The sequence below is a fragment of the Thermosipho ferrireducens genome, from assembly GCF_017358165.1.
Taxonomy (GTDB): domain Bacteria; phylum Thermotogota; class Thermotogae; order Thermotogales; family Fervidobacteriaceae; genus Thermosipho_B; species Thermosipho_B ferrireducens.
Map to the genome: position 1 here is coordinate 206,560 of NZ_CP071446.1, position 11,430 is coordinate 217,989.

The 11,430-nt window shown below is 34.8% G+C and carries 13 protein-coding genes and 1 tRNA gene; 11 read left to right on the forward strand and 3 right to left on the reverse strand.

Features of this window, described 5'->3' with window-relative positions:
- Window positions 1–12 precede the first annotated feature (12 nt).
- The 10 genes from JYK00_RS01045 to JYK00_RS01090 all read left to right on the forward strand — a co-directional run bounded on the left by JYK00_RS01045 (window position 13) and on the right by JYK00_RS01090 (window position 8,825).
- Window positions 13–1,551, forward strand: a complete 1,539-nt coding sequence (locus tag JYK00_RS01045; protein ID WP_207566882.1) for an acyl-CoA carboxylase subunit beta — start codon at window positions 13–15, stop codon at window positions 1,549–1,551.
- Between the two features lie 25 nt (window positions 1,552–1,576).
- Entirely contained in the window at window positions 1,577–1,915 is a 339-nt protein-coding gene (locus JYK00_RS01050; protein ID WP_228288178.1) for an OadG family protein, read from the forward strand.
- Window positions 1,888–2,310, forward strand: a complete 423-nt coding sequence (locus JYK00_RS01055) for a biotin/lipoyl-containing protein (RefSeq protein ID WP_207566883.1) — start codon at window positions 1,888–1,890, stop codon at window positions 2,308–2,310. The genes JYK00_RS01050 and JYK00_RS01055 overlap by 28 nt, the downstream gene beginning before the upstream one ends.
- Window positions 2,311–2,321: 11 nt before the next feature.
- Window positions 2,322–2,726 carry a cobalamin B12-binding domain-containing protein gene (locus tag JYK00_RS01060; RefSeq protein WP_207566884.1) on the forward strand — a complete coding sequence of 135 codons (405 nt, stop codon included), beginning with the start codon at window positions 2,322–2,324 and terminating at the stop codon, window positions 2,724–2,726.
- A complete protein-coding gene (meaB, locus tag JYK00_RS01065) occupies window positions 2,723–3,613 on the forward strand; it encodes a methylmalonyl Co-A mutase-associated GTPase MeaB (RefSeq protein WP_228288179.1) in 891 nt (296 codons plus the stop codon). The genes JYK00_RS01060 and meaB overlap by 4 nt, the downstream gene beginning before the upstream one ends.
- Before the next feature lie 17 nt (window positions 3,614–3,630).
- Window positions 3,631–4,362, forward strand: a complete 732-nt coding sequence (locus tag JYK00_RS01070; protein ID WP_228288180.1) for a tetratricopeptide repeat protein — start codon at window positions 3,631–3,633, stop codon at window positions 4,360–4,362.
- 48 nt (window positions 4,363–4,410) lie between these two features.
- A complete protein-coding gene (locus JYK00_RS01075; protein WP_207567584.1) occupies window positions 4,411–5,331 on the forward strand; it encodes a PhoH family protein in 921 nt (306 codons plus the stop codon).
- Window positions 5,328–6,713 carry an HDIG domain-containing metalloprotein gene (locus tag JYK00_RS01080; protein WP_207566885.1) on the forward strand — a complete coding sequence of 462 codons (1,386 nt, stop codon included), beginning with the start codon at window positions 5,328–5,330 and terminating at the stop codon, window positions 6,711–6,713. Before JYK00_RS01075 ends, JYK00_RS01080 begins: the two co-directional genes overlap by 4 nt.
- Window positions 6,694–7,101, forward strand: a complete 408-nt coding sequence (gene ybeY, locus JYK00_RS01085; RefSeq protein ID WP_207566886.1) for an rRNA maturation RNase YbeY — start codon at window positions 6,694–6,696, stop codon at window positions 7,099–7,101. The genes JYK00_RS01080 and ybeY overlap by 20 nt, the downstream gene beginning before the upstream one ends.
- A 413-nt stretch (window positions 7,102–7,514) precedes the next feature.
- Window positions 7,515–8,825 (forward strand): nucleotide sugar dehydrogenase, encoded by a 1,311-nt coding sequence (locus JYK00_RS01090; RefSeq protein ID WP_207566887.1) that lies wholly within the window; start codon window positions 7,515–7,517, stop codon window positions 8,823–8,825.
- Window positions 8,826–8,829: 4 nt separating this feature from the next.
- Here JYK00_RS01090 and JYK00_RS01095 read toward each other — a convergent pair whose 3' ends face one another.
- The gene (locus tag JYK00_RS01095) at window positions 8,830–9,624 is read right to left on the reverse strand and encodes a glucosaminidase domain-containing protein (RefSeq protein WP_207566888.1); all 795 of its coding nucleotides are present in this window, start codon (window positions 9,622–9,624) and stop codon (window positions 8,830–8,832) included.
- 121 nt (window positions 9,625–9,745) lie between these two features.
- Window positions 9,746–10,204, reverse strand: coding sequence for a peroxiredoxin (locus JYK00_RS01100; RefSeq protein WP_207566889.1), 459 nt, complete (start codon window positions 10,202–10,204; stop codon window positions 9,746–9,748).
- Between the two features lie 541 nt (window positions 10,205–10,745).
- Here JYK00_RS01100 and JYK00_RS01105 point away from each other — a divergent pair.
- Window positions 10,746–10,821: transfer RNA gene (locus JYK00_RS01105), tRNA-Asn, on the forward strand.
- A 441-nt stretch (window positions 10,822–11,262) separates the two neighbouring features.
- Here the strand turns inward: JYK00_RS01105 and JYK00_RS09810 are convergent.
- Entirely contained in the window at window positions 11,263–11,388 is a 126-nt protein-coding gene (locus JYK00_RS09810) for a hypothetical protein (RefSeq protein ID WP_266097022.1), read from the reverse strand.
- Window positions 11,389–11,430 lie beyond the last annotated feature (42 nt).

Genomic DNA, 11,430 nt, shown 5'->3' on the forward strand with positions numbered 1-11,430 from the left:
GGAGGTTCTAAAATGGAAGAATTGATAAAAAAACTCAAAGAAATGGAAGAAAAAATAGAAAAAGGCGGAGGCGAGGCGCTCATTGAAAAACAACACAAAGCAGGAAAATTAACCGCCCGCGAAAGATTACAATTATTATTTGACAACGGAATTTTTGTGGAAATAGATAAATTTGTAAAGCATAGAAATACATATTTTGGCCTGGATAAAAAAGAACTTCCTGCAGATGGAGTTGTAACAGGTATAGGTAAAGTTAATGGTAGACCAGTTGCAGCATTCTCGCAGGATTTTACAGTAATGGGTGGCTCCCTTGGGGAAATGCATGCGAAAAAAATTATAAAAGTTATGGATCTTGCCCTTAAATTAGGTATACCTCTTGTTGGAATAAACGATTCCGGGGGCGCCAGGATCCAGGAAGGTGTGGATTCGCTTTACGGTTATGGAGAAATATTCTATAGAAATACTTTAGCATCAGGTGTTATACCGCAAATAACATTAATATCCGGCCCCTGTGCTGGCGGAGCAGTATATTCACCTGCCATTACTGATTTTGTAATTATGGTTGATAAAGTTTCGCAGATGTTTATAACAGGACCAAATGTCATAAAAGCAGTCACAGGAGAAGAAATATCAAAAGAAGAATTAGGCGGAGCATTTGTTCATAATAGTAAAAGTGGAAATGCACATTTTATAGCAAATAGCGATGAAGATGCGATAAATCTTATAAAAGAACTCCTATCTTATATTCCACAGAACAATGCGGAAGATGCTCCGTACACTTATTCGGATTCACTTGAAATGGACGAAAGTATATTAAATATAGTTTCAGCAGATTCTAAAAAAGCGTACGATGTTAGAGAAGTTATAAAAAGAATAGTTGATAATGGAGAATTTTTAGAAGTACACGCCCATTTTGCAAAAAGTATGGTAACGGGATTTGGAAGAATCAACGGACATAGCGTTGGAATAATAGCAAATCAACCCAACGTTCTGGCAGGCGTGCTGGATATTGATTCCTCCGATAAAGCTGCAAGATTCATAAGATTTCTTGACGCCTTTAATATCCCAATAGTAACACTGGTGGATACCCCTGGATACCTTCCAGGCACAAAACAGGAACACGGTGGAATCATAAGACATGGCGCAAAGCTTCTATATGCATACAGTGAAGCCACCGTTCCATTGATCACAATAATTTTAAGAAAAGCCTACGGTGGAGCTTACATAGCGATGGGAAGTAAGCACCTTGGCGCAGATTTTGTTGCAGCCTGGCCTACCGCAGAAATCGCTGTCATGGGTCCAGAAGGTGCAGCTAATATAATCTTCAGAAAGGAAATTGCAAATTCAGAAAATCCTGAAGAAGTGAGAATTCAAAAAATCAACGAATACAGAGAAATGTTTGCCAACCCGTATGTTGCAGCATCAAGAGGATACGTAGACGCTGTAATCGATCCAAGAGATACTCGAAAATGGATCGCCCAGGCACTTGAGTTTGGAAAAACAAAAGTTGAACCACGTCCAAAGAAGAAACATGGAAACATTCCTTTATAATTTCTAAAAGTTAGAGGTGAGCTAATTGCAACAGGAAGCGATAATTACTACAATAGGTATTGTAACTGTATTCATGGTATTTTTTATACTATATTTTGTTTTCTGGCTTTTTGGTTATTTCTCAAAAAAAGCTGCTATGAAACTTCCTGGAAGTATCCCTTCAAGGGAGAAAGGTTTGAAAAAATTTGATGAAGAAGCTGAAATAGCTGCAGTTTTTGCTGCTGTATATTGTATGCTGGGTGAAAATATTAAAATTCGTTCTGTAAAACCTGTAAAAGAAAATAAAAATCGCATATGGGAATACTGGAAAAAAACTGGGTGGAGAGGTGTTAAAAAATGGTCCGAAAGTTCAAGGTACGAGTAAATGGAAAAGAATATTTAGTAGAAGTCGAAGAAATGGGAAAAACTTCCGAAGGTCCCGTTCCTAAACAGGTTCAGGAAGTTACTCCCAAAGTGGAAAAAACTGTAGAATCACAACCTATAGAAAAGCAGGAAGTTAAAGAAAAAACTCAAACACCATCTGTTTCGGAAAAAACAACTGGTAGTGTAAAAACCATTAAATCACCTATGTCAGGATTAATTGTAAAAGTTCTTGTAACACCAGGCCAAAATGTAAATTCTGGCGACAAGGTTATTATACTTGAAGCGATGAAAATGGAAAACGATATACTTGCAGATGCAAGCGGAAAAGTTAAAAGTGTTCTTGTCAAAGAGGGAGATAACGTCGATACAGGTCAGGTTCTCATAGAACTTGATTAAGGAGTGATAACATGGAAAAGAAAATAAGAGTATTAATAGCAAAACCCGGGCTTGATGGCCACGATCGAGGAGCTAAAGTTGTTGCCAAAGCATTAAGAGACGCTGGTATGGAAGTAATCTACACAGGCTTAAGGCAAACCCCTGAACAAATAGTAACCACCGCAATGCAGGAAGATGTGGATGTAATAGGACTCTCAATATTATCCGGCGCGCATATGAGCATTTGTAAAAAAATGCTTGAACTTTTAAAAGAAAAAGATATGTTAGAAATCCCCGTCTTTGTTGGAGGGATAATTCCATCAGATGATGCTGAAGAACTTAAAAAAATGGGAATAAAGGCTGTGTTTGGACCTGGCACACCACTATCTACAATAGTAGAAAGTATAAAAAATTTATTCGCGGGGGTCGAATTTTGAAAGATAATTTGGTAAAAAAAATGTTAAATGGCGATATAAAAGCACTTGCAAAGCTCATAACATACGTCGAAGAAAACCCGGACGATAGATTTTGCGATAACCTGCCTTCAAAAAACGCGAAAATTATTGGTTTTACCGGAAGTCCCGGAGCAGGAAAAAGTACAATTGTTAGTGGAATAACTTCAAACTTAAGAAATAAAGGTAAAAAAATAGGAGTAATAGCTGTAGATCCATCCAGCCCCTTCACAGGTGGGGCTTTTCTTGGTGATAGAATAAGAATGAAGCGCCATTTTCTCGATTCAGATGTTTTCATCAGAAGCATGGCAAGCCGCGGAAATATTGGCGGATTGAACGAAAGCATTTTCGATGTAATAAAAATTATGGATTCTTTCGGATTCGATTACATACTTATAGAAACTGTTGGAGCAGGCCAGAGCGAAATAGAAATAGTCTATGCAGCAGACATAGTTGTTTTAGTGCTTTCTCCAGGAAGTGGTGATGAAATTCAACTTATGAAAGCCGGAATAATGGAAATAGCAGATATCTACGTTATTAATAAAGCAGACCAAGATGGTGCAAATGTACTAAAAACTCAACTTGAAGCTTTACTATCTTTTTCAAACTCACAAAAACCCATTTATACCACAGTAGCCACCACGGGGATTGGAATAGAAGATGTAACATCTTCCATCATAGAGCTTTTAAAAAATTTCGAAAAAAGTGGAGAACTTCAAAAAAGAACATTACGCCGAAATAAAAAGCACGTTGAAACAATTATATTAAGAAAGGTACGAGAGACTATAGAATCTCAAAAATATGATTTTACAAACACAAGTAGTATAATTAAAAATGTTATAGAGAAATTGTGCAAAGAGTTTGAGAGTTGAATGGGGAGGGGGAAAATATGATTCAAAGGTTTTTTATAATTCTTTTAACAGTTATCTTGGGTGCAACGATTCTGGCTTTTGATTTAACAAAAGTAGAAAAAGAATTTTTTAAAGCTCGTTCTCAACAAAATGTCCAACTTATGGAAAAAGTAATATCAGAAATTGAAAGTCAAATCAGTTCAAAAAAAGATAGCTATTTGCTAACAATTCTTGCTGAAGCTTATATGGAATACGGACTCTGGGGAGTAGATGATTCAAAAAAGGAAGAAACTTTTCAAAAAGCACTTGATATTGCAAAAGAGGCTATAGAACTTGACAAAAGTAACGGTAGAGCATATTACGTTGCAGGCGCAACTATAGGAAGACTTGCCCAGTATAAAGGAATTGTCCAGAGTCTCTTCATGCTGGGAGATTTTGATGACTACATAGAAAAAGCAATAAAACTTTTAAACGATAATTTTTATAAAGGTCTTGCACTAATTGCCATGGGAATGAGATACCGAGACGTACCATGGCCGTTGAACAGCTACAAAAAATCAGAAAAATATTTAAAACAAGCGTTAGAAATTTTACCAAATTATCCAAATATTCATCTGGAACTTGGAATATTGTACAATAAATGGAAAAAATATGACCTTGCAAAAATTGAACTTGAAACTGTTTTAAATAGTCCACCACATCCAGCCTTTGTTGCAAAACACGAAGAAGCAAAAGCGGAAGCAGAGAAGATTTTAAAAGAATTGAAATGAGGTGTTTGAGTGGCTGTTATAAAAAAAATAAAAATTCCCCGGGATTTGATGATCGTAGAAATTTTCGGACAGTATGACAATAGAGCAAGATACTTAAAAAAACGATTTGGCGTAGATATAACAATAAGTGAAAATAATATTATCATAAGAGGCGATAACGAAAACACTGTGGAAACTGTGGAAAGTATTATAAAAGAAATGATAAGCATAACATTGGATGGTCATCTTTTAGATTGGAGTGAATTTGAATATTTAATAGAAGAAAAAGAACCTGAAAGCAATGAACCTGTTTTAAGCAACGTAGTAACCAAAACTATTGCAAGAGGCAGAATAAAACCTAAAACTCAGGGACAAAAAAAATACATAGAAGCCATAGAAAACAATGATGTAGTATTTGCAATAGGTCCTGCTGGCACAGGAAAAACTTATCTGGCATCTGCTATGGCAGTAGATTATCTTAGAACAGGTAAAGTTAACAGAATAATACTCACACGACCAGCAGTAGAAGCAGGTGAAAAACTTGGATTTCTCCCAGGAGATCTTGCAGAAAAAGTTGATCCATACCTACGACCTCTATACGATGCTCTCATGGATATGATTCCCATGGAAAAATTCATTTCATACAGAGAACGTAACATAATAGAAATCGCACCGCTTGCGTATATGAGAGGAAGGACTTTAAATAATGCGTTTATAATCCTTGATGAAGCCCAAAATACAACTTACGAGCAGATGAAAATGTTCCTGACAAGACTTGGTTTTAATTCCAAAGCTGTTGTAACAGGTGATATTACGCAAATTGATATCAAAGAAAATTCCGGGCTCGTAATGTCTCAAAAAATCCTGCAGGGTATTGAAGGGATAAAATTTGTTTATTTAACAGATGCAGATGTAGTACGACATCCGCTGGTAAAGAAAATTATAAGAGCATACGAAAATTATGAAAAAAGGAGTAAAGATCAAGAGTGAAAAAAATAAACGAACTTCTAAAAAAATTCGATTATGAAGGAATAATTGTTTCCTTAATTGCCGTTTTGCTTCTTAATTTGTATGATTTCAGAATAGACTCTTTTATAAATGAATATTTAATTTTAATATTTATATGGTACGTCATTGTTGGAATAGTTTTTAAATCGGTATATCACTTTCACCTTGCAAAAGTTTTTAGGTATACATTTCACATCCTTTTTCTTTTCGGAATTATAATCACATATCCTGTGATAGACAAGTTTGGGTTCACACTTTCACCATTTTTAATCTCACCACTTCTATTAACACTACTTATGTCATACGAAGTGGGAATAACAGCAGGAGTCATTCAGGCACTTTTATTTTCTATTCACAGGCACGATCCATATCTTTTTATATATCTGGTCCCACAAATTTTACTTATGAACTATATTGTTCGAAATATAAACAGAAGGATAGAAATAGCTCGTTCCGCTTTCTTTACAGGCATCCTGGGATTGGTTACCCTTATAGTACAATTAAACATACGGTTCTACTACATAAACTATATTGATTATATTGCCGCATTGATAAATCCTTTTGTTTCCACAGTCTTCATATTCGGTTTTCTTCCATACATTGAATACTCTACAAGAATATATTCCAACATAGGACTCTCAGAACTTGGCAATATTAATCATCCACTCCTCAAGCAACTTTCTATACAGGCTCCTGGAACTTATTATCACAGTATAATGGTTGCAAACTTAGCAGAGGCCGCCGCTGAAAGTATCGGGGCAAATTCAACATTTGTGCGTGTTGCCTCCTATTTTCACGATATTGGAAAAATGAAAAGGCCTTACTTTTTCACAGAAAATATTCCGTCAGGTGATGAGAACCCACATGATAATATAAGCCCTTATCTAAGTCACATAATACTTGAAGATCATATAAAGTCCGGTATTGAATTAGTACGAAAATATAGATTGCCTTTGAGAATAGAATTTATTATTCCTCAACATCATGGCAACAGAGTTCAAAAATATTTTTATTACAAAGCGCAGAAAATAGACTTCAAAGTTTCAGAAGATGCCTTCAGATATCCAGGACCCAAACCTCAATTTAAAGAAGCTGGCATAATAATGCTCGCCGATAGTGTGGAAGCAGCAATAAAAAGTTTGAAAAGTGCAAATTATCAAAAAATAAAAGAAATGGTAGAAAACATAGTCTCGGGAATATATAATGAACGTCAACTTGATGAGTCTGGTTTAACACTAAAAGATTTAGAAATCATTATCGAAGAATTCATAAAAGTGATAGTCAACATTACAAGAACACGTATTGAATATCCAAAAGAACAGGTTCAAAAGGTGGTGCAAATAAATGATATACCTGGAGAGTAAAGAAAATATAGAAAGCGCTCTTTTAAAAGCTATGGAAAATGTATTGAAAGAAGAATTGGGAAAAGATGTAAACGTTAACCTTATAACTGTTGATAAAAATACAATAGCTCAACTAAACAAACAATACAGAGACATACAATCCCCCACAGACGTACTCACCTTTGTATACGGCGAAGAAGATGTCTACGCCGAAGTTTACATATGCACAGATGTAATTAAAGAAAATTCCGTTACTTACAACAATAGCTTTAAAAAAGAACTTCTTACAGTATTAATCCACGCTGCCCTTCATATCTCAGGATACGATCATGAATATGATACATCAAAAGAAAAGGAAATGTTCCAAAAGCAAAGTGAATATCTAAAAAAATTTGAAAGTTTATTATAAGATTCCCTCTATCTTTTACCAATTGAAAATTTTTCTTTGCATGCTCTCTTTGAAATAACATTCTTTTTGTCATCCTGAGGAATGTAATGACGAGGGGGATGTCATCCTGAGGAGCGTCAGCGACGAAGGATCTTAATCCCTGTCATTCCGAACGCATGTAAGGAATCTTACTCTTTTACTAACTCTTGCAAGAACCTTCGCACTTCGTGCTCAGGAAAGGCCTTGCCAACACTCGCTAATTATTAAGATTCCTCACCCTTCGGGTTCGGAATGACATAAATAGTGGAACAAATCTCGCTAATCTCGCCAAACTCGCCAATCTGCTATTTCTGCTGATTTTCTTTGATTGTTGAAATATTATTTTTTATGTGGTATAATTCATTCAGTGAATGAACGATAAAAGAGGTGAGAGTATGGGCAAAAAGCTATACGAAAAAATATTAAGTAAATCGGCGGTTATTGGCGTTATGGGATTAGGATATGTTGGACTTCCTCTTGCTGTTGAAAAGGCAAGAGCCGGGTACAAAGTTATAGGTTTTGATATTCAGCAAAAACGAGTTGATATGATAAACCAGGGAAAAAACTATATTGGTGATGTAAATGATAACGAATTAAAAGAATTTGTAGAAAAAGGATTACTTACTGCTACAACCGATTTTGATGAATTAAAAAACTGCGATGTAATAAGTATTTGTGTTCCTACACCTCTTGATAAATTTAAACAACCTGATCTTTCTTATATAATAAAAACTTCCAGAGACATCTCCAAAAGACTGCGTTCACAGCAGCTTATAATACTTGAAAGTACAACCTATCCAGGTACAACTGAAGAGGTTGTGCTTCCCATCCTTTCTGAAAGTAATTTGAAAGTGGGAAAAGACTTTTATCTTGCCTTCAGTCCAGAAAGAGTCGATCCAGGAAATGTTAGATACAAAACAAGGAACACTCCAAAAGTTGTTGGAGGAGTTACTCCTGAATGTACAAAGCATGCAAGAGCTTTGTACGAAAATGTAATAGATGCACCTGTTTTTCCTGTGTCTTCTCCAAGGGCTGCTGAAATGTCAAAGATACTGGAAAATACTTTCAGGCTTGTTAACATAGCGTTAGTTCAGGAAATGACAAAAGTTGCGGAAAAAATGGGAGTTAGCATATGGGAAGTAATAGATGCTGCCTCCACAAAACCATTTGGATTTATGCCCTTTTACCCGGGGCCTGGAATTGGAGGACATTGTATTCCAATAGATCCTTTTTACTTAGCGTACAAAGCAAGAGAATTTGACCTTCACATGATGCTCGTAGAAATAGCCGGCGAAATTTCCGATGACATGCCCTATTATGTTGTTCAAAGACTTTCTGACATCCTAAACGATTTCAAAAAGCCCATAAACGGCTCAAAAATACTTATATTGGGTGTGGCATACAAGGGTAATATAGATGATCTTAGAGAAAGTCCAGCGTTGAAAGTTATAGAAATTCTTGAAAAGAAAAAAGCTGAAATATATTATTTTGATCCATTTGTTTCCGAATTTTCTCACAACGGAAAACACTACAAAAGTTCAAAATTAACGGAAAGTTTCCTGAAAAAAATAGACGGAGTTGTCATAACCACTGCCCACACAATAGGAGTAGACTATGAAAAAATATTAAATCATGTCCCATTTATTTTTGATACAAAAAATGTTCTAAAAAACGTTAAAACTCGCGAAAAAATAATACTCCTCTAACACTTCACGGCAAATTGTTTATAATCAATTTTACAAGTTCTACATATTCTGTTCCAAGCTCAGAATATTTTACAAGGCCATCTGCCGGATGGCCTTTCTTCTTTCCAGCACGGATTAATCTAAAGGTTTCATAATAAGGCAAACTATTTAAGTTCATAGCATAACTTTCCATAGACGAAATCAGGTCAGGAAAAATTCTTATTTCATAAGTTGCATTTTCAGGCCTCTCCTTAGGTACCAATCCAGTACCCGGGGTAAAAGTCCATTCACCAAAAATATTATTTGCCTCAATAGCAAAACGGCTTGTTCCCCACGCTGACTCAAGCGCTGCTTGAGCTAACGCTAAATCTTCGGGAATTACATCCACTTTCAAAAGCAAATCTTTCACATTCTTTGCCTTATATTTTTTCATAAGGTAGTTTATATAATCACTCTGTCCTTTTTCCAGAGCCAAAAACAAATTTTGACGTTCCTGCAAAATTTCAGAATTGACCTTTCTTATTATGGGAACCATTACCTTTACAAATATTTCTTTTCTAACAGCGATTGGAGCAGCAGACAAATCCTCAGGAAGCCTTTTAACTATAATATTTGGTGGGTTCTTATAAGAATAATAACCTATTTCATCAAAGTAGTTTTTTAAATCCTTCCATGATTCAAATTCAACTTCCACAACATCTGGAATAATCTGAGCTTTCAAAACATCAGTTGAAATTATAAAAGAACTTCCCACAAAATAAATATCTACTATAAAAAACGCCACCAATAAAAAAGTACTAAATAACAAAAGCTTTTTCATCTTTTCCCTCCAGAATATCATAATTTCCCCAACACAAAACTTTTTTAGGTTTCCCTAAATAAGTATATCAGCAATATGTATAAAAACAGTGACTACATATTTAAGTTTTTCACAACAAAAGTTACAAAAGTGCTTTTATTTCATCATAATGGGGTTCTATGGCAGGATTTTCGGTAACCCAGGAATACATTATTTTTCCACCTTCATCAATTACAAACACCGCTCTTTTTGAAGCAGTGTAATATGGAATTCCTGCAAAATTTTCATGAACTCCCCCATATTTTTTGGACACTACTCCACAAAAGTCGGAAAGTAAATCAAACTCTATCCTGTTCTTTTCGGCAAATGCCTTATTGGCAAATGGTGAATCTGCGCTAATTCCCAAAACAATTGCATTTAGATTATTCATTTTAGCAAGTATATCCCTGAAAGTACAAAGCTCTTTTTCACAAACATTTGTAAAAGCTCCAGGGTAGAATATCAAAACTACCTTTTTCCCCCTAAAATTTGATAACTTCACTTTCTCAAGCTTTGTATTGTAAAGCTCAAAATCTGGGGCAGTATCCCCTATCCTCAACATCATATCACCTCCTCGTGTATAATATATTATAACTTAATTAAACTTAAAAATTAAAATAACCTTTTTTCATCACTTTAAACAAAACTTACATTACTTCTACAAACCTTGCAAGATATTTCACCATTTCACTCCTCAAGACAGGCCTTACTAATTTTGCTAATTATAAGATTCCTAACCCTTCGGGTTCGGAATGACATAAATGGGGGAACAAATCTTGCCGATCTCGCTAACACTCGCTATTCTTTGTCATCCCGAGAAATGCAATGACGAGGGATCTTTCTTTTTCGTCATCCTGAGGAACGAAGTGACAAAGGATCTTATTTTAATAACTTTTTCTAACTCTCGCTAATCTTGCCAACACTCGCCAATCCTCGCTGTTCTTTGTCATCCTGAGGAGCAGGAAGGCGAAGGATCTTATTTTTTCACCAATTGACAACTTAAAAATTTGTGATAACATAATATCGAAAGAAAACAGTTGATTGAAAAAGATAATTGACAAAATTCAGGAAATATGATATAATATATGGCGATGTGGAAAAGTTCCGGCGTAGCTCAATCGGCAGAGCGGGTGGCTGTTAACCACTAGGTTGGGGGTTCGAGTCCCTCCGCCGGAGCCAGATGCAAGAAACGTCCAGCTATGCTGGACGTTTTTTTATGATACATTATAAATTCCTCCATTATATTCTCTCCATACTATATTTTCTCCTAATATTAAAAAAATAATCATATCAAAAATAGCTCAAAGTTATACAAATTTCTTTCGATAAATTTTTCAAAAATGTAAAATAAGCGAAAAAGAAATTTGGCTTAAAAAATCCATCAATGTGAGATAAACATAAAAACATATGGTGTTTGATAGAAAAATCAGATCGCGTTATCTCTGAGTAACAAATAATTAATTGTTTTGAAAAGTAACTGATGTATAATTAAAAAAGGCACCTTGAAAGGTAATAAAAAGATAAAAAATGTAACTAATCATATGGCTTTTTTAACATTTAAACCGTTCCTATAAAGAATTGAAACAATTCTTCATTTATTTCTTTTATTTTTGGAAAACGTTATCTCTTATCGTGCTTAAAATAAATTGAAATATGTATAAAAGATATTTTTATATGTATTACAAAAAGCTTTTTCACAGCATCTATGAAGAATTTAAATACATTAAATATTCTTTGGTTTAGCACGTTTTCACCTCCTTTCTATTTTTATTAATGAATCAAGTTCTT

What these genes read in the sequence shown, in the direction of transcription:
- JYK00_RS01045 (WP_207566882.1), top strand. Translation starts at nt 13, where the DNA reads ATGGAAGAATTGATAAAAAAACTCAAAGAAATGGAAGAAAAAATAGAA.
- JYK00_RS01055 (WP_207566883.1), top strand. Translation starts at nt 1,888, where the DNA reads ATGGTCCGAAAGTTCAAGGTACGAGTAAATGGAAAAGAATATTTAGTA.
- JYK00_RS01060 (WP_207566884.1), top strand. Translation starts at nt 2,322, where the DNA reads ATGGAAAAGAAAATAAGAGTATTAATAGCAAAACCCGGGCTTGATGGC.
- JYK00_RS01070 (WP_228288180.1), top strand. Translation starts at nt 3,631, where the DNA reads ATGATTCAAAGGTTTTTTATAATTCTTTTAACAGTTATCTTGGGTGCA.
- JYK00_RS01075 (WP_207567584.1), top strand. Translation starts at nt 4,411, where the DNA reads ATGATCGTAGAAATTTTCGGACAGTATGACAATAGAGCAAGATACTTA.
- ybeY (WP_207566886.1), top strand. Translation starts at nt 6,694, where the DNA reads ATGATATACCTGGAGAGTAAAGAAAATATAGAAAGCGCTCTTTTAAAA.
- JYK00_RS01090 (WP_207566887.1), top strand. Translation starts at nt 7,515, where the DNA reads ATGGGCAAAAAGCTATACGAAAAAATATTAAGTAAATCGGCGGTTATT.
- JYK00_RS01095 (WP_207566888.1), bottom strand. Translation starts at nt 9,624, where the DNA reads ATGAAAAAGCTTTTGTTATTTAGTACTTTTTTATTGGTGGCGTTTTTT.
- JYK00_RS01100 (WP_207566889.1), bottom strand. Translation starts at nt 10,204, where the DNA reads ATGTTGAGGATAGGGGATACTGCCCCAGATTTTGAGCTTTACAATACA.